Below are 20,616 nucleotides of genomic sequence, written 5' to 3'. Positions count from 1 at the left end.
TTAGTTACGTGGAATCACGCCGGGGGCGGGTTGTTCGTCCCGCGGTGTCACCACGAGCTGAGGGGCCCTGTTGACTGTGTCGATGAACTTGGAGGAGAAGTGGCCGGTGCTGTGCCGGCACGAGCGGGCGGCCGAGTGGTTGCGGATCTGGACCGATCTGGGGCGGGCGCCTCGCACGATCGACGCGTATGCGCGCGGCCTGGCCGAGTATCTGCTGGTCTGCGATCGCGAGGGCATCGACCCGGTTGTTGCCACCCGGGCCCAAATCGCCCTGTTTGTAAGGGAGTTGCGGACTCGCCCGAGCCGACGCGGTACCAACGTTGTCGCGTTGGACTCGGGTTCGGGTCTGGCGAACGCGACGCTGCAGCAGCGGCTGGTTCCGGTGCGGTTGTTCTACGACTTCCTGGTCGAGGAGGGCGTGCGCGAGTCCAACCCGGTCGGTCGCGGGCGTTACACGCCGGGCCGGCACTTCGGTGGGCAGTCCCGGCCGCTGGTCCCGCGGATGGTCAAGTTGCCCTGGATCCCCGGCGAGGCCGAGTGGTTCCAGCTGCTTGACGCGTTCCGGCTCGAGCCGATCCGTAACCGGCTGATGCTGGCGCTGGCCTACGACTCGGCGCTTCGCCGTGAAGAGCTGTGCTCGCTGCGCACCGACGATCTCGATCCCGCGCACCGCACGCTGCGGGTGCGGGCGGAGACGACCAAGACCCGTCGGGGGCGGGTGGTGCCGTACTCGGCGGCGACCGGGGTGCTGCTGTCGGGCTACCTCGCGCACCGGGCCGGGATCAGCCGCGCCCGGGGGCCGCTGTTCTTGTCCGAGTCACGGCGCAATTACGGTGAACCGCTGAGCTTGTGGAGCTGGTCGAAGGTGGTGCGGCGGGTCGCGTTGGCTGCTGATGTTCCGCAGTTCTCCACGCACACCACCCGACACCTGTGTCTGACCGACCTGGCCCGGATGGGCTGGGAGCTGCACGCAATCGCAACGTTCGCCGGGCACCGTTCCACCGAGTCGACACTGACCTACATTCACCTGTCGGGCCGGGATCTTGCGGAAAAGCTGAATCGTTCGATGACGCACCTGCATGCGCAGCGCATCAGCATGCTCACCGCAGCCGATGCCGACGGGACGGGTCCGGCGTGACCGCCGCGGTTCGTGCCGTCGGCAAGACGGAAGCCATGCAGCCGGGGTGGACGTTTCCGTTGTCCCTCGAACGCTACGACCAGCGGGGGGAGCTGACCGATGCGGAGCACCGCGCTCTGCGCGAGTTGGGCCCGAAGGCATTGCGCCGCAACAGAGCACGGGGAATCCCACGCCGGACCGCGACCCACTGGACGGCGCTGGCCCGTCTCGTCGAGCCGCTCGACACCGCGCGGGCCGGGTTGCATCATGGCGATGACACCCGGTTTCGCCGGGCCGGGGCGCACGCGGCCGCGATCATCTTGCAGAACTGCGTGGACACGAGCCGGTCCTACTGGGCGTGGACGACCGAGGACTGGGCGCAGCTGTGTGGTTCGAGCGCCGAGGCCTTCGTCGCAGCCAGGGAACTGCCGACCGAGACCACGGTGCGTCCCTTCCTGCTCGCGCTGGCCTATCTGCTCGGCGGCTTCGACGACTTCCAGCTGTTGGGCACGTTCAACCGGCTGCACCTGGCCCGCTTCGTCTTCGGCGCCGGGATTGTCGAGGAGTCGATGCGCCAGGCCAGCGCGGTCCTGGACCAGTGGGGCTACCGCGGCGCCGCGAGCGGCAAGCACCGCCTGCGTGGGGTGTTCAGCCAGGCGCTGCTGATCAACCGCAGCCCCAGGTTGGAGGACCTGGACACCGCGGCGTTCGAGCGGCTGCGCGCGCATCCGGCAACAGGTGACCACCACGGCGAGATGCTCTACGCGCTGCAACGTGCGGTCGCCGCACTCGGACACTGCGACCCGCCGGTGCGCACCGGGCACCACCACGCACCCGGCATCGAGGGCACTGCCACAGCCTGGGCCGGCTGGGTCGAACGCTGGCACGACACCTCGACGCTCACCCCGCGGGTCCGCGCCGCCGTGCGCACCATCATGGCCAAGGCCGGGCGATGGTTGGTCGCAGAACATCCTGAGATCACCGAACCCGGGCAATGGACCCGTCAGACGTGCGCCGCCTGGGTCGCGGCCGTGGACCGCATGAACGTCGGCGACTACGTCCAGCGACGCGACCACCTCCACACCCGTGCTGGAACACCGATCTCCCCGCGCACCAAGGCCCACAACCTGATGGCGACCCGCACCTTCTTCCGCGACTGCCAGGAGTGGGAGTGGATCGGTCGCCGCTTCGACCCGGCCCGGGCACTTGCGGTACCCCGCAGCGTGTCCGCGCTGATCGGCACCAACCCACGCGTCATCGCCGACGAGGTCTGGGCGAAACTGCTCTGGGCCGGGCTGAACCTCGACCAGGACCATCTGCCCGGCAACTCCGCCGACACCTACTACCCGATGGAGCTGATCCGGGCGATCACGCTGACCTGGCTGTTCAGCGGCCTGCGCAGCGACGAGTTGTCCCGCCTTCGAATCGGCTGCGTGCGCTGGCAACACAACGGTCAGCCCATTGCTGCCGACTCGCCCGACGTGCTCGCCGAGGACGCCGTCTGCCTGCTCGACGTGCCCGTCCACAAGACCGGCACCGCGTTCACCAAACCCGTCGATCCTCTACTGGGACAGGCGATCGAGGCCTGGCAGGCGCTGCGCCCGCCTCAGCCGACGACGCTCGACCGCAAGACCAGCGAACAGGTGGACATGCTCTTCGCTGTCCGCGCGCACCCGGTCGCGAAGAACTACATCAACCGCACGATCATCCCTGCGCTCTGCGCCAAGGCCGGTGTCCCGAGCAGCGACGTCCGCGGCAACATCACCAGTCACCGGGCCCGGTCCACGATCGCGACCCAACTCTACAACGCCAAGGAACCGATGACGCTGTTCGAGCTGCAGGCATGGCTCGGACATCGCACCCCGACCGCCACGCAGCATTACGCGAAGATCAGCCCGAACACCCTTTCCAAGGCCTACACCGAAGCCGGTTACTTCGCCCGCAACGTGCGCACCATCGAGGTGCTGCTGGACCGCGATGCCGTCACTTCCGGCGCCGCCGCCGCCGGGCAGCCCTGGCAGCACTACGACCTCGGCCACGGATGGTGCAGCTACAGCTTTTTCGAGCAGTGTCAGCACAGGATGGCCTGCGCACGCTGCGACTTCTACACCCCGAAAGACTCCAGCAAAGCCCAGCTGCTCGAGGCGAGCGGCAACCTGCAGCGCATGCTCGCCAGCATCCCGCTTACCGACGACGAGCGCGCAGCCGTCGACGACGGACACACCGCAGTCACCGCCCTGCTCGACCGGCTCACCGACGTCCCCACACCCGCCGGGCCCACCCCGCGTGAGCTCGGTACCCCCGCGACCGTGACCCTGCTGCCGATCGTGCAAGTCCGACCCGGGAAACCCTGATGAACTTGACAATCTTGATTCCACATAATCTGCGCGATCAAGGACTGCTTCTCCACCCGGATCGTCGGCTATTCGATCGCCGACCGGATGACCGCGGACCTGGCATGTTCGGCGCTGCGAAATGCCATTGCGCTCCGCGGACCGGACGGCACCGTCGTACATTCCGATCGCGGCAGCCAGTTCCGTTCCGGGATCTTCGTAGAATTGCTGACCTGCAATGGTTTACAAGGATCAATGGGGAAGGTGGGGGCATGTGGTGACAATGCCGCGATGGAATCGTTCTTCGCGTTGCTGCAACGCAATGTCCTCGACCGTCGCCGCTGGAGCAGCCGTGAGGAACTACGGTTGGCGATCGTCGAGTGGATCGAGAAGACCTACCACCGGCGTCGCCGGCAACGCGGTCTCGGTCGACTGACACCCGTCGAATATGAGACGCTCCATCAGACCGCACACGCGGCCTGAAACTGCACACCCCGTGTGTCAACCAGGGTGGGGGCAGTCCCAACTCCTCGCGCACCTCGACGCCCTCGCCGACCGGCTCGGCTCGAACCGCCAGGAGCTGGTGCATCTGGCGGCCACACGCATCCTCCGCTTCCATCACAACATCGAGAACCGGATGCTCGACGAGATGTTCCGCGCCCCGAACAACCGGAAACACCTACTCGCCAAACATGCCCGCCCTGAACGGATTCGTCGGATGGACCGCGGCAGCGGCACCTGACCTGCGAGAATGGGCGGTGGGTCGGGCCCCGCACCACCGGAGGACCCATGTCTTTCGTTTCTGCGCCTCGCCCTCGTCGCGTCCACCGCGGCCGCCGCCCTGTCCCTGACCGCGGCGCCCGCACACGCCGCCCCAGCTCCGAGTGGGTGCGACATGCAGTTCTTCGCGGTCGGTGCCATGTCGAGCTGTGCACCCGGATCGGTGAATACCCACCAATTGGAACTGGTGTGCGTCCCGTTTACCAATATTGTTTATCCCGCCAACACCATCACCGTGTGGGGGCCGGAGGTGCCCACCTTCTTGCCATCCATCGCACTGTGTCCGCCGCCCATCTACTTCGTGCTCGGCCCCCTGGGGGACACCCGGGTGCACACCCGATAGGACCCCCGGCTGTTCCTGCGCCGTACAACCGGCAGGTGACCTGCGGAGATGGGCACGTGCCCGGGGTCGGTGCCCCTGATCGGCTGCGGCCGCCAGTAGGGTTCTGCCTGCTGTATCGAGACGTGAGAGATCGGGGAACTGTGGCGCGCAAGGTAGTTGTCGAACTCGTCGACGACATCGACGGAACCGTCTTCGGTGAGGACGGGGAGAGCATCACCTTTTCCGTCAACGGGGTGGACTACGAAATTGATCTGAAAGGCAAGCACGCCAGCAAGTTTCACAAGCAGATCGGATTCTTCATCGAGCACGCCACCCCGGTCGGCGGCCGCAAACGACGTTCCGATCGTTCCGTGGTCTCGGACGCCCCGGTGCGGCGGCGCGGGAACGGCAAGGAGATCCGCGCCTGGGCGGCCGAACAGGGCTATGAAATCTCGTCGCGCGGGCGCATTCCCGCCGAGGTCGAGCAGGCGTACCAGGACCCACTGAACGCGAAGGAGCGTTGATGCGATCGCTGCGTAATCCCTGGTACCGGGCCTCGGTGCGCCGAGCGGCGAGCGAGCATTGGCTGACCACCGGCAGCCGGGGGTTACGTGGCATGACCGGTGAGCCGGTGGAACTCAGCGACACCGAGGCCGCCGCCGTCCTCGCTGCCCTGGTCGAAACCACCGGTGGTCGGTGGCCGGCCCACCCCGCGCGTATCGCCCGCACGCTCCGCCGGCTCGGCATCGACGGCAACACCGAGCAGATGGCCACTGCCATCACCGCTCTGGTCAGCGACCCGGACTGGCCCCACCGCGCCCGCGAGATCACGTCCAGCGCATCGGACTGGTAAGCCGGATTGGCTCAGTCACCTGGGGAGATGACACGTCCCCATCGTGGGCAGGGCTAAGGAGATGTTGTACCGATCTGCATCCTCCTGGCGAGCCGATCCGTCGAGCGACCGCCCGGTGACGTCGACGGAACCCACTCGCCCCTGCCGCGTATGAAATCCCTGGTCAACCGACTCCAGAATTTCTGCAGTGGCGAGTGTAGACATTGAGGTGTCGCTGTTGTAGAGTTCCTTTCGTCGCAAGGAAAGAGTTCACGAAGTGCGGGAGAGGATGAACTGCCCGCAGAGAAGTGCCGCAAGACCAGGATGTGCCGGGCAAGGGTTGATGTGAGTGTGTAAGGCCCCGGCATTTCCGACCGGCGGCCGGGCAGGCAAGAGGAGCCTGGCAGCCGGCAAAAGTGCAGTGAATAAGGAAGTGAAACCCGCTCCGGCCCCCGGTGCCTCACGGTGCCGGGGGCCCTGTCCGTCTGAAAGGTGTCACCCCATTCAGCAAGACTGGCCCGATCACAACCCGGCCGGGAAGCTCGACGACGAGGACTACCCGGCCTACAGCATGGGCCATGCCGCCGAGATCCTCGGCGTGACACAGGCATTCCTGCGCAGCCTCGACGCCGCGAAGCTGCTCACACCCGGACGCTCCGAGGGCGGCCACCGCCGCTACTCCCGATACCAGCTCCGTCTCGCCGCCCGAGCTCGCGAACTGATCGACCAGGGCACCGCACTCGATTCCGCGTGCCGCATCATCATCCTCGAAGACCAACTCGCCGAGGCCCGACGCATCAACACCGAACTCCAGCACCCCCACCGCCCCAAGTCGGATCAGCCCGGCCCCGCATCCGGCTGAAACACCGCCGCCTGTCGCCGAACGGGAGATGACGATGTCCAAGGACCAACCCGAGGGAGCGTTCGACAGCACGGTGTCGCATGCGGTCCCCGATGGTGATTCAGATTCGCGCATACCGCAGATTCCGGCCGAGTCCGCTACGCCGGCCGCGGGCGCTGCGAAACACCTGCAGTTCTCCGCGCGGGTGGACCCCGAACTGCTGCGGCAGGTGAAAATCGAAGTAGCCACCCGTGGAACGACTATGCAGGCAGCGACGGCCGAAGCGTTCCGGCTGTGGCTGTCCTCGAAGTAGGCCCGTATACGGGCATGGGACACATCCAAGGTGAGTGCGAGTGTCTCACTTCATTTTGTTCGTCACTTCGCTCACTGCACTCTTGAGCCACCACCGGAGCTCCCGACTTCCGACCAATCGCGCGCCATCTCCGAACCGGTTTGATGCCTGCGACGTGAACGGCACCGGATCGCCCTCGACCACAGGCTCTTGCGTCACGCGCCCGTGTTGTTTGACGGCGAGCGTTTCCAGTTCGAGTTCGGCTGTCGTAGTCATCTGTATTGTCCTCTCGTGGGCCGGGTTCGGTCGGATCACGTGCGTTTCGTGGGGGTCACTGACGGTGCGCCCCGGGTAGTTCGGTGGTGAGTGCCTGGTTGGCGGCGGCGAGCAGCCCGGCGAAGGTGCGGGCGATGAGCGGGGCGGCGACGGTGGTGAGCGTGGCGCCGATGACCGGTGTGGTGACGGCGAAGGTGCTGGTCCACACGACTGTGGTGCCGTCCCGGTGGGGGTGGAATTCGACGCGGCCGTGGTCGTGCCGGATGCGCGGCACGCTGCGGCGGATGCGGTAGTCGAAGCTGTACGGCGGGTCGTAGCCGGTGATCTCTTCCTCGAACCAGGCCAGGGCGCTGGTGACAGCGCGACGGGCGCCCTTACCGTAGGGGGCGTCGTGACCGGGGGTGAGGAGTTTCGCGGCCAGCACCAGAGGCGAGGCGGTGTAGTTGGTGACCGTGCTCAGCCAGTCGAACACCACCTGCGGGGGTGCAGGGATGGTCCGTTCGACGGTGACGGTGCGGGGCTTCATCAGCTGGATTCCTTCTGGTCGCAGGAGTGTGATCGGGTCACCGGTCCGAGGCGGGTGGGGACGCGCTTGCGCCGGGGCTGGACCGGGTTCGGTCATGTACGTGTGGTGGTCGTGGTGCGGGCCTTCTGGCCGCGGAGGGTGGTATCGGTGGCGACGGCCAGCGGATCCCAGTTCTTGTCGTGCTCGGGCAGCTGGTCGGCGTTGCCGAACACGGTGCCGTTGCGAATCTCTGCGAACAGGTCGCGTTGCAGGACGGCGCCGGCAGCGCCGACGCCGGAGAGCATGACTCCTTCGACGCCCGGGCCCCAGCCCTGGCTGGCACCGGCAAGGTAAAGCCCCGCAATGTCGGGTGGTTACAGGTCGATGGTGAGTTGGGTGGAGTTGGCGCGGTCGGTGCACAGGAGCATGGTGTCTGGTTCGTCGAGGAAGGCTGATCGTCCGCGGTGGTCGACGTCGCCGGAGAGGACCCGTACGCGGCAGGTGCCGCAGAATCCTTGCTGACACGAGTACGGCACGTTGGGCAACGTCTCCCGCACGGCGGCGAGGGCCGATCTGTCCGCCGGGACCTCGAGGGTCTTCGCGGTGTCAGCGAGGCGAATCTCGAACGGCTGTCCACCGACGATCGGTTCGGGGCTGAACCTCTCGAAATGCAGTCCGGCCGCTCCGATCCGGTCGCACCGGGTTCGGATGTCGGGGAGGAGTCCGGGCGGTCCGCAGAAATAGATGGAGGTGCGGGGACCGGCGTGGGCCAGCAGTTCGGCGGGTGTGGGGCGGGCGCCGGTGAGGATCTGGACCCGGTCGGGGTCGAGCGCGCCGATCTCGTCGAGGAATGCCATGGTCGCGGTGTCCCGGCCGAGGTAGGTCAGGTGCCAGTCGACACCCGCTGCAGCGGCGGCCCGGACCATGGGCAACATGGGGGTGATGCCGATGCCCGCGGCGATGAACACCACCCGGGAGATGTCAGCCCGCGCCAGGTGCGGGTAGGCGAAGGGAAAGGCGTTGCGAGGACCACGCGCGGTGACCAGTGCCCGGAGGGGAGGTGGTCGTGGATTTCGGTCGAAGCACCGCCGCCATCGGGTATGCGCCGGACCGCGATCCGGTAGCGTCGTCGGTCGGCGGGATCGCCGCACAGTGAATACTGCCGGACCCTTCCCGAGGGCAGCGTCAGGTCGAGGTGCGCGCCCGGGTGCCAGGGCGGCAGGACGGAGCGGTCCGCGGATGCCAGATACAAGCTGATCACCCCGTCGGCCTCGACGCGGCGGTCAGCCACGACAAGGCGCAGCACCCGGTCGACGCGGGCGGGATCGGTAATGCGTGCCCGGCTGGCCACGGCGGCGTAGCCGCGAACGGCGAGGCGGAAACCCGACATCAGTCGGTCGGGTTTGTCCGGCCGGCGCAGCGACGGCGGGACCGGTGCGAGGAAGTGTTCGGTCATGAGTGGACTCCGAATCGGGCGATGGTGCTCAGGCTGCGGCGCGCGCGGCCGGTGAGGAGGCGAGGTAGGCGACCGCTTGGCTGGTCGAGCCGTACCGGGAGGGGTGGTAGCCGGGACGGAAGTACTCGACGAACATCGTGGCCAGGCTCCCCGGGCTCGGCATCAGGCCCTTGCGCCAGGCCCGCCGCACGTCACGAAACCGGATCCGCCGATCCCTCTCGGCGAGTTCGGGATCGACGGACATCAGGTAGCGGATGCCCCGAATCCACAGGATCGCGAGGGTGGGCGCGGCAATCAGCCACGCGCGCACCCGGCGCGGGTAGCGGCCGTCGAGGTGGGTGAACAGGTCGAACGCGACATGACGGTGTTCGACCTCCTCGGCCAGGTGCCACCGGAACAGGTCGAGCACTCTCGGGTTCAGGGCGTCATCCCAGGCTCGGGCGTTGAGTCCCCAATCGCCGAGGTAGGAGGTGAAGTGTTCGAGGGCGGCCACGATGGCGACCCGTTCGAGGAGCCAGGACTGGGCCGTGCGGCCGGTCAGGTCACGGTCGCCGAGCAGACGGCGAAAAAACCACCGGATCTGCTCGACGTACGGATCTGTTTCGAGCCCTTCGGAATTCAGATGTTCGAGCAGCGATTGGTGCGAGGAGGAGTGGGTGGCTTCCTGGCCGATGAACCCGATCACGTCCTCGCGGACGGCGTCGTCCTTGATCAGCGGCAGTGCCTGCCGGAAGACGTCGACGAAGAACACCTCCCCCTCGGGCAGGAGCATGTTCATCCCGTTCGCGTAGTGGGTGGCGAAGGGGTTGGAGTCGAAGTAGTGCATCGGCAACCCGGTCCAGTCCCAGGACACGTTGCGGGCGGTGAGGGCGACCTTGTCGGTATTGGGGTGTGTGCTCATCGTGTTTCTCCGATCGGGTTGGTGTGCAACGGTTCGTGCTCGTCGATGAAGGAGCGAACGCGATCGGCGATCGCCGTCGGGTTGAATGCCGGGACCCAGTGCCCACCGTCGACGGAATGAACCTGCGAATTGGCTGCCCAGCGACCGATGTCGATTTGGCTGGCGGGGGTGATGAAGATGTCCCGGCGCGGAGCCAGCACCTGAACGGGCATCTCGGTGTGCCGCTGCTGTGGGCGCAGCAGGCGCGGGAGCAGGTTCGCGGTGTAGATTCTCAGCGCCCCGCGATTGTTGCGGGTCTGGTGCGACGGGGCGGATGCGGGTCGGGTTCCGGTTTCGAAGTGGCCGGCCAACGCGATCGCGGCGTCGATCAGACCCAGCCGGCACGCCAGCGGCGCGATCCAGGGGATCTGGAAAAATCCCATGTACAGCGGCGACTTCCACTGCCCGACCAGGTCTTTCCACCCGCGGGGACCGGCCGTGAGCCGGGATCGGATCCAGTAGGGCACGTGATCGAGGCACGGCCCGGAAATCGACGTCAGCGACGCGATGCGGTGCCGCTGCGCCGGATCGGTGGCGGCATGCCAGGTCTGCACCGAGCCCCAGTCATGGCCGAGGAGGTGCACCGGCCGTCCCGGCGAAACCGTGTCGATGATCCGGCCGATGTCGTCGGCGAGCTGGTCGAGGCGGTAGTCCCTGATCCGTCGGGGTTGCCCGGACCCACCCGAACCGCGCACGTCGAATGTCACCACATGCAACGACGACGCGAGCTCGCTGGCCACCCCGTCCCAGACCCGGTGATCATCGGGAAATCCGTGCACACACAGCACCCTCGGCGCGCCGGGGTTGCCCCGCTCGTGCACCGCCAGCCGAACCCCGTCCGAGGCGTCGACGTATGTCGTCATCACGCAACCCCAGCCGTCGCCCGGCCGCGCGGGACTTTCGGCCCGGTATCCGGGTTTCGCAGAATGTGCGGTGCGACCGGAGGCCGGAGGGTCGGTGGTGTCATGTGAGGTCCTTCGTGGAAGTGGCGGCGGACGTCCCCGAAATGGCGCTTGGAGCCAACTAGGTGTAAACGTCAGTAACACTTTTAATGACGATAGTAGACTGATCGTGCTACCGCAAGGATTGTTCGCTCAACTCAGGGATGGGAACCATGACTCCAGGTCCGCGTGAACGGCTCATCGCCGGCACGATCGCACTGGTGCGCGAGCGCGGAGTCGCCGGCACCGGGATCACCGAACTGCTGGCGCGTAGCGGCACCGCGCGGCGTTCGATCTACCAGAACTTTCCCCGCGGGAAAGAGCAGCTCATCGAGGAATCGACCCGGGTGGCCGGCCGGTTGATGAGTTCGCGGATCGCCGAATTCACTATGTCCGGCAACCCCGCCGATGGCCTGGTTGCTTTCATTCAGATGTGGAAGGACGCGCTGCAGGCCAGCGATTTCACCGCCGGATGCCCGATCGTCGCGGCGGCCCTCTGTGGCCCCGAGGTACCGGCGGCACCCGCCGTGGCAGCCGAAGTTTTCGGCGACTGGGAGAGCCTGCTTTCCGATCAACTCGAGCGTGTCGGCGTGGACGGGCCGGTCGCCCGGTCGCTGGCCACCACCGCAGTATGCGCGGTCGAAGGTGCCGTCATCGTGGCCCTCTCGTCACGCTCCGTGCAACCACTCGATCGAACCGGAACACATCTCGCCGAACTGATCCGGCTCCACCTCTCCTGATTTCAATCGTTCTCCCGGGTGGGTTCGGCTTCGGAGCGTGGGCACGGCCGAGCTTCGATTTTCGGTCGCCAGTGCGGCCGTAGGCACGTGCGGCAGCGAGTCGAACTCAGAGATAACCGTAAGGCGATCCGCTTACGGAACGACAGCCGACTCCCGCTGGGATGCGCGCTGGCGGCCCGGCGCCCACTTCCTCGTTGCGGCCATCGCCGTCGCTCCACGGCGTGGTTCTCCTGGGGCCACGTCGAATACGGCACCGCGAATGTCCTTACGGCACTGGTCGGTGGTGTCGTCTACATGGGCCTGTCCCTGTAGCCCGGTCGTTGTGGCCGGCGATCATGACGCACGGCAGATGCGACCTGTTCGTCTTCTGGGTGATGCTTCGGATGTGGCGGCCGGGGCCCTGGTCTGTGTGGGCCACCATTGTCGGACGGGTTGTGCCATGCTGGGGCACGGTGGCGAAGTCGCGGGGGTGACATGACTGTTCGTACGTTGGTGCGATCCACAGGCAGGCGTGGTTGGACGGTGCGGTGCGATGTGTGTGAGCGCACCTTTGCCGCTGCGGTCGCCGGCCGGCCTGAGGCGGTGGCGTTCGCCGAGACGAACGGGTGGATGGTCGGCGAGCGTACGTGGTGCCCGATGTGCGCGGCGGCCCACACCTCCCGCGGCACAGCCTGACCCACCGCCCCGCATCCCCGCCCCGGAGTTCCGAAGGGGTTGCCGGGCTGTGAGGATGAACTCGAACATTTTTCGTCTTGCGTTGAAGGGAACAGGGTCTGATGGGGGAGCTGGCCGCGGCGAGCAAAGTACATGTGATGGTGTCGTACTGGTGGAGCCGCGGCGACGGTCTCGACAACCACCAGCTCGGCCAGATCCTCACCCGCGCAGCAGGTGTGGGTGAGGTTGATCTCACCGATCCGCAGTCGCTCGACCGTGCGCTGCGGATCGCGGTCGCCGATCCTCCGGTGCTGGCCGAGCTGGACGGATGGTGGCAGATGGTCGAAACCCGCAGGGCCGGCAACGGCACCCGCAACCCGGGTCTGGGTCTGGATCAGTCGATTCGGTACCTCACCGACCGCCTCGACGCCGCCGTCGTCACACCGGAGGCGCTCGGCGAGTGCCGCCGGCAGGTCGCCGCGGTCGATCAGACGATCATCGGCGCGAAGGACCTTCCCGAACTCGCGCACCCGGACGCCGAGATGCTCGACCTTCTCGGCCGCTACCTGGAGGCACGTTCCCGAGTTCTCGCCCTGGCATGACCCCACCCGGGTGAGCCGACGCCACGGCGCGGGCCACAGGGGTGGACGGGCGAACCGCCACCCGCGGACGCGACCTGCCAGCATTGCCATGAATGCGTGCATTGTCGGCGATGATGGCGGTTCGGTGACTCGTGGGGACGTGCCATTTCCGCCGGTCGCGCTGCGTATTGGCCGCGGTGGTTCAGAGGTTCCAGAGTTGGAGCAGAGCGGTCCGCAGGCTGGGGAAGGCGATCCGGTGGTCGGCCCGGAGCCGGGGATTGGGGTGCCCGAGGTCGGCGAGGGGCTGCTCGGCGTCCGGTACCGGGATCGGGTGCAGGTCCGCTCGGCTGCGCAGGAGGTGACCGACGGCGCCGCGGCTGTGGAGGATCGCGATCGCCTCGGAATCCACGACGGCTGGGGGGTAAATCCACTCGTTGTCGGCGGTGACGAAAATCAGGACGTCACCGCGCTCGAGGCGGCTCTCGGATTTGTTGTGGTGGAACCATTCGAGATGGTACTTCGCTGCCGGCCCGGCAGGACCGCGACGGCGGCGGGCCTGCGCTGCCCACGTGTGCTGCTCGGTAGGACCGGGCGTGTAGTCGACTTCACTGAACTCCGCGGGCTCTCGCTGTGAGATCCCATTCTGATGGCGGCTATCCAATTTTCGGCGTGGTGGGGATGCCGAGGTCGGCGACGGCTCCGTTGTGGGTGCGGCGATCGATTTGGGCGAGTTTGTCCTCGGCTCCGAGGAGGCTGATCCGGAGTCCTTCGACCTCACCGAGCCAGCCTTCGTGTTCGGCTTCGGTGATGCGTGCGTGAAGGTTGTCGCGGATCTCGACGAGTCGTTCGCGTTGGTGTGGGTCCGGCCAGAGCATCGGACATCTGATACATGCGTGCTCATGGACGCAGGGCGTGCCGAATGATCGCCCGCAGGTTCCGGAGGAAACTTTGCGGCGCTCGAAATGGCCTAGGAATTCTTCCCATTCGGTGTCGGTGGGCACCCGATATTCTTCGGTCGGGCGAAGCGCGCGGCGGCGGGCCAGGAAGGCGTGGTGCACGCGGATGGCTTCCTCTGGGTAGATGGCCTTGTAGCCCATGGTGACGTTGATGTCGCGGTGTCCGGCAATGATTTGAGCGATGTGTGGGGGCAGCCCGTTGAGAATGGCATCGGTGATGAACATTCGGCGGAAATCGTGTGGGGTGCAATGTAAAGGCTGGCCGGTGGATGGTTCGGTGAGTCCGGTGGCGGTGAGGGCTGCGGTGAGCATTTCGCGCAAAGCTCGGGGTCCGATCGCCTGGTTCTCACTGCCGAGACGCCGTTGGAACAGAAACGGTGCGGGCAATGACCACGTGCGCTCGTGGAGGTCGAACGCGGCGACGTGCGGCACGGTGCCGTCGGAGTTGCGGATCCTGCGGATGATCATCGACAACACGTCTGCCAGTTCGGGGCTGACCAGCAGTAGCCGTTCCGCGTCGGTCTTGGATGGTGCGATCTGGAGCAGCGGGACGATCTCTCCGGTGGTGGGGAGTCGGTATTGGATCAGGCTGTGGTGGGTTAGTTCGCTGAGTTCTTCGATTCGGACTCCGGTGGCGCGTAGGACCTCGACGGCGGCGAAGGCCCAGAATGCGCGGCTTTCTTCTCGGGCGAGGTCGCGGCGTATCCCGGTGTCGGGTTCGTGCGCCCAGAGTTTGCCGGGGGTCCTTTCGTGGGTTCGTGATCGGATCAGGGTTTGACCTGCGGCGGAGAATGGGCTGCCCGGCGGGGTTCGTTGCGCGAGCTCGAGCAGTTCTGCCGCGTCGATGCGGCGCTGGGTGACCGACCGCACGAGGATCGGGAGCACCGGGAGCCGCTCCCGGGTTCGGGTGTCCATCCGTGATTTCAGGCGACGCTTTTCTTTTCGACGATCGATTTCGTTGCCGGCGATCGGGCACGGGGCGACCCAGGGCCCCCACCGGGCGGGATCCTCCACTGCCCATTGGGCGAGGTCGAGGTAGAAGGCGCGCACTACTGCCAGGCAACCGAAGTAGTTCAACCGGGGGGTGGTCGTTTCGACAACGGTGCCGTCGTTTGTCCGGGTTCGTGTCGTCACGGTGCGGAGCCGCTGCTTCCAGGCGCCGGCGACGTCGGCGGGCATCCGCAAGGACGTGATGCCGGGGTTGTGCCGTTCGAGGTCGGACCAGAACAGCCCCCCGAGGATCCACGCCAGCGAGTGCAGGCTGGCGTAGTCCACGGCGGGTTGACGATCGCAGAGATACTCGACCAAGAGATCTCGGATAGGGCGGCATTGGAGGGAGTATCGGTCGATGAGTTCGGCGGGAGTGCGCTGTCCCGGGCTGCGCAGTTGCGGCAGGGTGGCGGGTGCCTGGCTGTCGAAGCTCCCGAGGGTATGCAGAGCTCGGTAGAACAATCGTGTGGCACCGAGGCGGCCGGCGCCACGAGTCGACGCTTCGACGTCGAGGAACTCCAGCACGTCACCGGGTGTGATATCGCAGACTGTGCCACCCTTATGGGCCACGATCATCGCCGTGCGGTGCAGGCAGCGGTTCGCCGCGGTGGCCGACACCAGCGAATCCGCATCGAAGAAGGCCTTCAGCCGATCGAATCCCTCGCCACGGCCAGCGCAGGTGAGGCCACCGATGAGGGTGCTCCGCTGAATCCTGCTCGAACTCAGCCAGGCCAGGGATGGTCGAATGAGGTCGGCGCTGATCGCCGTCGCCACTGCTCGGCAGAGGATCCGATTGTGGTAGGCGATCCCGCCGGAGGTGAGCACCCATTTCTCGGGCACCGTTCGCCACTGGTGCTGGGCTTCGGCCGTGTCGACGCCGCTCGCGAGCCACCTGTCTTGCCATGTTTCTCCCGGTTGCGCTTCGAGCCAATCGAGCATCCAGCGCAGGCCCTGCGTGCGGGCGTTCTGTTCGTGGTAGTCATCCAACGCGAATGGGGCACTCATCAACCGCGACCACGTCTGGTCGCGGTCACGCCGGGTTTCGGCCCATCCGCTCTCGACCGGACGGGCCGGCCACCGTGCTCGTCCGTCATACCCGGCGGGTGCTGTGGGCTGGTCGGCGACATCGTGCGGCGGGTCGACGATTGTGGACTTCATGAGATCGAACCTCCGAAGAGCACGTCCAACGATTCGGGTCGATATTCCGGGGCCAGCCGCGGCGGTGTGTGCTGCACCGTCCGGCGGGTCTGCTCGGCGTGGTGGGCCAGGATTCGACGGATGACGTCCTCTTTGCGGGGCGTGAGGTAGATCTGCGTGGTGGTCAGCTGCGCATGGCCGAGGACGAACTGCACGTCGGTCAGCGGCACGTTCGGGTCCTCCGCCATCCGATAGGCCGCGGTATGGCGCAGCGCGTGCAGTGTGACGGAACTGCCGGCGCGTTTGCCGGTCCGCTCGAACATCCGGTGCACCGCGTGGTAGGTCAGCGGTCGTACCGGGGTCCGCGAGGTCCACCACAGCGGCTTCCGCGCGCCTTTCGGGACCACACCCTCCATCTCGAGCTGGTACAGCCGCAACCACACGAAGGCATCGGTGGACGCCGGCAATTCTTGTGCTTCGCGAGTTCCTTTGCGTATCACGGTGATCAGCTGCCTCCCGGGGTCAACGCCACCTTGGGTCGCCGACAACAGCTCCGAGGCCCGTGCACCGGTGGAGACGTAGAACGCGACCAAGGCGCGATCGCGGTGCGAGGGCAGTCGCGCAAAGATCTCGTTGAACTCGGCATCGGGCACTGCGCGGGGCACGCGCGCTGGAAGCGTCGGGCGATAGAGGCCTCGGCGCTCGCGCGCATACGGTTCCATCGGGTTGTGATGGGCGTTCGCGCGTCGACCATGTGAGGAACGGCCGGAGGGGAAGGGATTGACGATCGGCCCGCTGCCCTCCTCCAGGTGGAACCCGTAGAAGCATCGCAGCACCGTCTCGCTGTGTGCGCGGACCGATGCCGAATAGGGCTTCCCGCTCGATGTGGCTGTGGTACTCGGGTGGCGCCAGTGCGGGCGAATCGGTTTGCCTGCCAACAGTAGCCAGCGACAGAAGTCCCGCGCCTCAGTATGTGTGGCGGAATTCCACGACACGTCGATCGCCCAGAGAAATCGGAACCAGCGCAGTAAATCCATCCCGTAGGAACGGATCGTGGCGTCGGAACAGCCCCGCGCCTGCAGATCCCGGAAGTATGCGGCAACCGACTCCACCGACGCGCCGGCGGGATCGGTCAGCATCAACGGCTGCCACCGATCGTCGGTTTCGCGTAGAGAACCCTCCAGCGGAACCACCAGCTCGGCGAGATCGCGTGGAACTTCCTTATCGATTGTCACGGTTCAGACCATAACCACGAAAGGCGCCCATCCCGGTTTACCAGCTAAAACGCGTGTCGTAGTTCAGTCAACGTGACGGTGTGCCGCAAAAACATCCGGGGGATCTTCGCGGGCAGGAACCCGGGGTCGGCGCGCACCCGGCCACCGACCCCGGGGATCGGCACCGACCGACCGATCTGCCATACGGTGGCGGCGTTGTCGAGAAACACCTGATCGACCTCGGTGATCTCCTCGATACCGTCGATAAACTTCCGCACGCCGGCAACGACCTCCGGATCATCGGTGATGACTACGGCCTCATCGGCGATCGTCGAGCTGTGGGAGGAATTCGCGGAGCCGATGACCGCCCGCCGACTGGTGGCGATCACGTTGGCGTGCAGGTTCGGCGATGACAGGACCCTCACACCGGCCTCGACGTAGTACGCAAGCGCAATCGGCGAGGTCACATGCGCGCGCACCGCCGCCCGGGAGGCGTTCACGACGAGGAGATCACCGGCCCGCAGCGGCAGCAGAGCGGGCGCGTCCTCGCCCAGGTACGCGACCGCCGCGTGGCGCGGCCCCCTCACTCGAATGGCGCGGGTGATGTGCGGCCAGGGACTCGGCCCGTGAAATGTCGTCCCCATAGGTAGAACGGTAGCGCGGGCGTGATGCGCTGTACCGCTATTGGCTCGGGCCCGGAGCCTATGGTGCAGCCCATGAGGCCAATTGCATCGCCGTGCTCGCGGAAAGTGGTGATGAAGTGCGGATATGACACGTCCCCATCTGAGACATCGAACCGGCGCATCTTCGACCTCCCGACCGCGTACTGGTTCAAGGCCACGCCGTAAGGGCACACACAACGAACTCCCCCACTCTCATTCGAGGGTGGGGGCTTTCGTCGTTCTACGGGACGGTTAGGTCATCATCTTCTGCACGAGAGCGGCCAACCCTCCTCCGCTGAGGAGAACGATCAGGACGTTCACTCCTACCTCTGGGGCGGGAGAGTAGAGAACTACAGCGGTGATGGCGCACAACACAACTGCGATGCACAGAAGCATCAGGCAGCGGTGCCACAGTGCGGCAGAGTTGACGTGCACCTGAGGGCGCGCGGTGCTGGACTGTCGGGTAGCGCGTATTGTCGGAATGGAGGACCTCCGGATGTCTAAGCCGCGGATGGATGGTTTTCGAGAAGGTGCCCCGCCCTGCAAGGCGGGGCTTTTCTTGTGTCAGGACCGATCTCGGCGGAGCAGGTCTTCGTACGGGGTCGGCACAGTCACGGTGTTTAGTTTAGGCGCTTCGCGCCCGTGCGCCTTTTCGGGAGCTGGAACAACCGGAAGGGTGCACGAGCGATAGCCAGCCCACATGCGTGAATTCTTCGTGATCGGCATCGGTGCGCGCGACCCCGACCAGGTGACGGTCCAGGCGATCAAGGCGGCAACCAGGGACGACTCGGCGAACTACGTCACGTCCGCCACGACGAGGGGGCGAACTTTTTCGTCCTTGGAGTGGACGATGTCGTCAGGGGCGCGATCTCGTAGGGGGTGTTCCTGAGATTCGGTTGTTGCCGAGGAGTAGGCGCCCCCAGCGCGGAGCTTCCCTCTCCGGCCGGGGCGACCACACCGTGTCGCCTTACAGCGGCGGCGGCGGTTCGTCGCCGTGGACGAGCTTCCACCACAGGGTCGCGCGCTGACGAGGGATCGGGTCAACGATGATCACGTCGGCCCGATCGGCGGCGGCGAGCATGTAGGGCCGGCGGCGCTCGCGCCATTGCGCGGCGACATCCTCGAGACCGTCGATGCTCATGGGACTGTCGAGGGTCTCGCACGCCAGTTTCAGCCACGGGACGAGGTGGCGTTCGGCTTCCCGGGTGATTCCGTTGCCCGCTATGGCGTTCTCGACGAGAAGACTTGTCAGATCGCGGCGGATCCGCCACCGGAGTTCAGCTTGATCGACAATGCAGGACCGTTCGGTGGCCCTACCGTGGTCGGCGTCGGCCGAGTCGGCGGGGGCGGTGCGAAGCCGTCGGGTGGCCCTGCGCGGTATGGCCCCGAACATCTCGGGCCGTTGGTGCTGGTCAAGGGCGCGGGCATGGGTACAGGCGTCACACAGTTCGGTGAGCGCGGGCAACGAGGGCCGCCGGTGGGTGGCGAGTTGGGCGAGCATGTCGGCGCCGAGGTCTTCGGCGCGCGCAAAGACCTCCAGCCCGTACCGGTAACGCATGACCGCCGCGTTCTCCCAGTGACCGGCGAGTGTGCGCTCGCGGCGGGGGAGCCCTGCGACAGCTGCGAAAAATCGTTCCCCGGCGTGATGCGCTCTGTCCAGTAACTCGGTGGCTGCGGCATCACAGCGGTCAGGGGTGATGCCCTGCAGCAGAATCAGCGCTTCCCGGAACTCGTGTGCAGCGTCGGCGAGGTTTTCGAGAGCGACGGGGTGGGCGCGCGTGCGTCGCGTGAGTCCAAGCGCCATGCCGGGCAGTTTAACCGGACGGGTAGGGCCGCGATTGCGCGCCGGCCTGGCCGCGGCCGAGCTCGCCGGCCGCGTGAGAGCTCGCATCGGAGGCGCGGGGCCGACATCAGTGCTGGTGGTGTCGTATCCGACCCGGGATTTCTCTTTGACCAGCAGAAATGACACGTCCCCTCCCCGCGGTTCCGTGCGCTGGTAGTGTGGTCGCCGCGCTCCCACCCGGGAGATTCCTGAGGTCTGTCGTGGTCGGCTTCAGAAGTGGCAATGAGCTTGTGGCACAAGTGTATCCACGTGCCGCGGCCCTCCCCGGGTGGATCAACTGTCTCGATTCCGCCCCAGGGCGTCGTCCTCGCGTGTGGGGCAGCGGCGACCAGGTGTCTTTGGCAGGGGATCGGATCGAGACGGATGGAGGAATTGCATGAGTGAGCAGCGTGGACGTGACTTCAAGGTCGCCCCCTTCGGAGGTCGCGCAGATCGGACACCGGAGGAAGCGGCGCCCGCAGACCGTGGTCCAGCTCCCGGCTGGCCTGCGGGGTCAGGCCGTCGTAGGAATGGTGATCTCGGCTCTGCCGTCGATGGCCGATAGTTGGTAATGCGGGCAGGTGACCACCTGCAGAGGAACGGGAATCGCCTGACGGTCGGTGTCGAGGTAGAGGCGGTAGGCGAGCTGCCCGCGTCGATGGCTGCCGGTGCCTGGGTCGACGGCGCCGAGGAAGTACCCGTGCGCGGAGTCAACGGTCGAGAAGATCGCCCGCGCCCACTCGGCGGGCTCCGCCGGCGACAGATAGCGCGGCACGCCCGTCTGCGCGTCGACGATGTGCAGGATGACCGTGACGGCGAACCCGGCCGCCGCGGGAAACCACTCCTCGGCCGCAACGTCGAACGGTGCGACGGACGTGTGAATCCGAAGCTCGATGTCCGTTCCGGTGCGCGCCGCCGCTGTGATGATGTGGGGATCCGCCGAAGCATCCTGTACGGCCAGGTTCGGCAGCGCCTGGTGGCCGTCGGCGCGGATGCTGCCTGGATCAGCGGACATGGGTTAAGAGTACGGGCCGCCGATACACCGCCCGCGAGGTGACAGCGATTAGTCCGACCGACGACCGATCCGGCAGAAGGGGGTTTTGACCTGCAGTTATGGCAGGTCCCCTAACGGAAGGACTGCGTCGATGCGCGGTAGGGATCGCGAACGCGAGCGGTTCGCCTGACTCCGCCCTACTAGGGCGTGTCTCCCAATGATTTGGGGTGT

Annotated in this window: 21 protein-coding genes and 3 pseudogenes; 11 read left to right on the top strand and 13 right to left on the bottom strand. The window is 66.5% G+C overall.

Annotation, left to right across the window (positions count from 1 at the left end; genetic code table 11):
- Positions 1-82 precede the first annotated feature (82 nt).
- The 9 genes and pseudogenes from JWS14_RS41195 to JWS14_RS41155 all read left to right on the top strand — a co-directional run bounded on the left by JWS14_RS41195 (position 83) and on the right by JWS14_RS41155 (position 6,538).
- Positions 83-1,138, top strand: a complete 1,056-nt coding sequence (locus JWS14_RS41195; RefSeq protein ID WP_206016336.1) for a tyrosine-type recombinase/integrase — start codon at positions 83-85, stop codon at positions 1,136-1,138.
- Positions 1,135-3,471: a tyrosine-type recombinase/integrase gene (locus JWS14_RS41190; RefSeq protein ID WP_241031731.1), complete on the top strand. Its 2,337-nt coding sequence runs from the start codon at positions 1,135-1,137 to the stop codon at positions 3,469-3,471. Before JWS14_RS41195 ends, JWS14_RS41190 begins: the two co-directional genes overlap by 4 nt.
- A gap of 27 nt (positions 3,472-3,498) precedes the next feature.
- Positions 3,499-3,933 (top strand): annotated as a pseudogene (locus tag JWS14_RS41185) (transposase); the annotation flags it as partial.
- A 13-nt stretch (positions 3,934-3,946) separates the two neighbouring features.
- Positions 3,947-4,192, top strand: coding sequence for a hypothetical protein (locus JWS14_RS41180; protein ID WP_241031730.1), 246 nt, complete (start codon positions 3,947-3,949; stop codon positions 4,190-4,192).
- 9 nt (positions 4,193-4,201) lie between these two features.
- The gene (locus JWS14_RS41175; protein ID WP_206016335.1) at positions 4,202-4,573 is read left to right on the top strand and encodes a hypothetical protein; all 372 of its coding nucleotides are present in this window, start codon (positions 4,202-4,204) and stop codon (positions 4,571-4,573) included.
- A gap of 140 nt (positions 4,574-4,713) precedes the next feature.
- Complete coding sequence (locus JWS14_RS41170) at positions 4,714-5,076, top strand: histone-like nucleoid-structuring protein Lsr2 (RefSeq protein WP_206016334.1); 363 nt, start codon at positions 4,714-4,716, stop codon at positions 5,074-5,076.
- A complete protein-coding gene (locus JWS14_RS41165) occupies positions 5,076-5,405 on the top strand; it encodes a hypothetical protein (RefSeq protein ID WP_206016333.1) in 330 nt (109 codons plus the stop codon). Before JWS14_RS41170 ends, JWS14_RS41165 begins: the two co-directional genes overlap by 1 nt.
- A gap of 400 nt (positions 5,406-5,805) precedes the next feature.
- Positions 5,806-6,246 carry a helix-turn-helix domain-containing protein gene (locus tag JWS14_RS41160; RefSeq protein ID WP_241031729.1) on the top strand — a complete coding sequence of 147 codons (441 nt, stop codon included), beginning with the start codon at positions 5,806-5,808 and terminating at the stop codon, positions 6,244-6,246.
- 34 nt (positions 6,247-6,280) lie between these two features.
- Entirely contained in the window at positions 6,281-6,538 is a 258-nt protein-coding gene (locus JWS14_RS41155) for a hypothetical protein (protein ID WP_206016332.1), read from the top strand.
- Between the two features lie 45 nt (positions 6,539-6,583).
- Here the strand turns inward: JWS14_RS41155 and JWS14_RS41150 are convergent, their stop codons facing one another.
- The 7 genes from JWS14_RS41150 to JWS14_RS41125 all read right to left on the bottom strand — a co-directional run bounded on the left by JWS14_RS41150 (position 6,584) and on the right by JWS14_RS41125 (position 10,557).
- Positions 6,584-6,793, bottom strand: coding sequence for a hypothetical protein (locus JWS14_RS41150; protein WP_206016985.1), 210 nt, complete (start codon positions 6,791-6,793; stop codon positions 6,584-6,586).
- A 55-nt stretch (positions 6,794-6,848) separates the two neighbouring features.
- Positions 6,849-7,319: an SRPBCC family protein gene (locus JWS14_RS41145; RefSeq protein WP_206016331.1), complete on the bottom strand. Its 471-nt coding sequence runs from the start codon at positions 7,317-7,319 to the stop codon at positions 6,849-6,851.
- A 92-nt stretch (positions 7,320-7,411) separates the two neighbouring features.
- The gene (locus tag JWS14_RS41140; protein WP_141468190.1) at positions 7,412-7,603 is read right to left on the bottom strand and encodes a hypothetical protein; all 192 of its coding nucleotides are present in this window, start codon (positions 7,601-7,603) and stop codon (positions 7,412-7,414) included.
- A gap of 69 nt (positions 7,604-7,672) precedes the next feature.
- The gene (locus tag JWS14_RS50630; protein ID WP_241031728.1) at positions 7,673-8,269 is read right to left on the bottom strand and encodes a flavin reductase family protein; all 597 of its coding nucleotides are present in this window, start codon (positions 8,267-8,269) and stop codon (positions 7,673-7,675) included.
- Complete coding sequence (locus JWS14_RS50625; RefSeq protein WP_241031727.1) at positions 8,182-8,754, bottom strand: ferredoxin reductase domain-containing protein; 573 nt, start codon at positions 8,752-8,754, stop codon at positions 8,182-8,184. Before JWS14_RS50625 ends, JWS14_RS50630 begins: the two co-directional genes overlap by 88 nt.
- A 28-nt stretch (positions 8,755-8,782) precedes the next feature.
- Positions 8,783-9,655 carry a metal-dependent hydrolase gene (locus JWS14_RS41130; RefSeq protein ID WP_206016330.1) on the bottom strand — a complete coding sequence of 291 codons (873 nt, stop codon included), beginning with the start codon at positions 9,653-9,655 and terminating at the stop codon, positions 8,783-8,785.
- Positions 9,652-10,557, bottom strand: a complete 906-nt coding sequence (locus tag JWS14_RS41125) for an alpha/beta fold hydrolase (RefSeq protein WP_241031726.1) — start codon at positions 10,555-10,557, stop codon at positions 9,652-9,654. Before JWS14_RS41125 ends, JWS14_RS41130 begins: the two co-directional genes overlap by 4 nt.
- 251 nt (positions 10,558-10,808) lie before the next feature.
- Between JWS14_RS41125 and JWS14_RS41120 the strand changes: the two genes are divergently transcribed.
- Both JWS14_RS41120 and JWS14_RS41115 read left to right on the top strand, forming a co-directional pair.
- Positions 10,809-11,375 (top strand): TetR/AcrR family transcriptional regulator, encoded by a 567-nt coding sequence (locus JWS14_RS41120; RefSeq protein ID WP_206016328.1) that lies wholly within the window; start codon positions 10,809-10,811, stop codon positions 11,373-11,375.
- A 776-nt stretch (positions 11,376-12,151) separates the two neighbouring features.
- The gene (locus tag JWS14_RS41115) at positions 12,152-12,631 is read left to right on the top strand and encodes a hypothetical protein (protein ID WP_206016327.1); all 480 of its coding nucleotides are present in this window, start codon (positions 12,152-12,154) and stop codon (positions 12,629-12,631) included.
- Positions 12,632-12,812: 181 nt separating this feature from the next.
- Here the strand turns inward: JWS14_RS41115 and JWS14_RS41110 are convergent.
- The 6 genes and pseudogenes from JWS14_RS41110 to JWS14_RS41085 all read right to left on the bottom strand — a co-directional run.
- Positions 12,813-13,214, bottom strand: a pseudogene (locus tag JWS14_RS41110) (phosphatidylserine/phosphatidylglycerophosphate/cardiolipin synthase family protein); the annotation flags it as partial.
- Positions 13,215-13,263: 49 nt separating this feature from the next.
- Positions 13,264-15,714, bottom strand: a complete 2,451-nt coding sequence (locus JWS14_RS41105; protein WP_206016326.1) for a tyrosine-type recombinase/integrase — start codon at positions 15,712-15,714, stop codon at positions 13,264-13,266.
- Complete coding sequence (locus JWS14_RS41100; protein WP_206016325.1) at positions 15,711-16,928, bottom strand: tyrosine-type recombinase/integrase; 1,218 nt, start codon at positions 16,926-16,928, stop codon at positions 15,711-15,713. Before JWS14_RS41100 ends, JWS14_RS41105 begins: the two co-directional genes overlap by 4 nt.
- Before the next feature lie 74 nt (positions 16,929-17,002).
- Positions 17,003-17,551, bottom strand: a pseudogene (locus tag JWS14_RS41095) (phospholipase D-like domain-containing protein); the annotation flags it as partial.
- 985 nt (positions 17,552-18,536) lie between these two features.
- Positions 18,537-19,373: a hypothetical protein gene (locus JWS14_RS50620; RefSeq protein ID WP_241031725.1), complete on the bottom strand. Its 837-nt coding sequence runs from the start codon at positions 19,371-19,373 to the stop codon at positions 18,537-18,539.
- 532 nt (positions 19,374-19,905) lie between these two features.
- Positions 19,906-20,406: an N-formylglutamate amidohydrolase gene (locus tag JWS14_RS41085; RefSeq protein ID WP_206016324.1), complete on the bottom strand. Its 501-nt coding sequence runs from the start codon at positions 20,404-20,406 to the stop codon at positions 19,906-19,908.
- Positions 20,407-20,616: the final 210 nt, after the last annotated feature.

This window comes from Rhodococcus koreensis, from assembly GCF_017068375.1.
In the GTDB taxonomy this organism is placed as follows: domain Bacteria; phylum Actinomycetota; class Actinomycetes; order Mycobacteriales; family Mycobacteriaceae; genus Rhodococcus_F; species Rhodococcus_F koreensis.
This window is presented reverse-complemented; position numbering and strand designations above follow the sequence as displayed.

Coding starts and splice junctions, on each gene's coding strand:
- JWS14_RS41195 (WP_206016336.1), top strand. CDS start 83: ATGAACTTGGAGGAGAAGTGGCCGGTGCTGTGCCGGCACGAGCGGGCG.
- JWS14_RS41175 (WP_206016335.1), top strand. CDS start 4,202: ATGGGCGGTGGGTCGGGCCCCGCACCACCGGAGGACCCATGTCTTTCG.
- JWS14_RS41165 (WP_206016333.1), top strand. CDS start 5,076: ATGCGATCGCTGCGTAATCCCTGGTACCGGGCCTCGGTGCGCCGAGCG.
- JWS14_RS41155 (WP_206016332.1), top strand. CDS start 6,281: ATGTCCAAGGACCAACCCGAGGGAGCGTTCGACAGCACGGTGTCGCAT.
- JWS14_RS41150 (WP_206016985.1), bottom strand. CDS start 6,793: ATGACTACGACAGCCGAACTCGAACTGGAAACGCTCGCCGTCAAACAA.
- JWS14_RS41145 (WP_206016331.1), bottom strand. CDS start 7,319: ATGAAGCCCCGCACCGTCACCGTCGAACGGACCATCCCTGCACCCCCG.
- JWS14_RS41140 (WP_141468190.1), bottom strand. CDS start 7,603: ATGCTCTCCGGCGTCGGCGCTGCCGGCGCCGTCCTGCAACGCGACCTG.
- JWS14_RS50625 (WP_241031727.1), bottom strand. CDS start 8,754: ATGACCGAACACTTCCTCGCACCGGTCCCGCCGTCGCTGCGCCGGCCG.
- JWS14_RS41130 (WP_206016330.1), bottom strand. CDS start 9,655: ATGAGCACACACCCCAATACCGACAAGGTCGCCCTCACCGCCCGCAAC.
- JWS14_RS41125 (WP_241031726.1), bottom strand. CDS start 10,557: ATGACGACATACGTCGACGCCTCGGACGGGGTTCGGCTGGCGGTGCAC.
- JWS14_RS41120 (WP_206016328.1), top strand. CDS start 10,809: ATGACTCCAGGTCCGCGTGAACGGCTCATCGCCGGCACGATCGCACTG.
- JWS14_RS41115 (WP_206016327.1), top strand. CDS start 12,152: ATGGGGGAGCTGGCCGCGGCGAGCAAAGTACATGTGATGGTGTCGTAC.
- JWS14_RS41105 (WP_206016326.1), bottom strand. CDS start 15,714: ATGAAGTCCACAATCGTCGACCCGCCGCACGATGTCGCCGACCAGCCC.
- JWS14_RS50620 (WP_241031725.1), bottom strand. CDS start 19,373: ATGGCGCTTGGACTCACGCGACGCACGCGCGCCCACCCCGTCGCTCTC.
- JWS14_RS41085 (WP_206016324.1), bottom strand. CDS start 20,406: ATGTCCGCTGATCCAGGCAGCATCCGCGCCGACGGCCACCAGGCGCTG.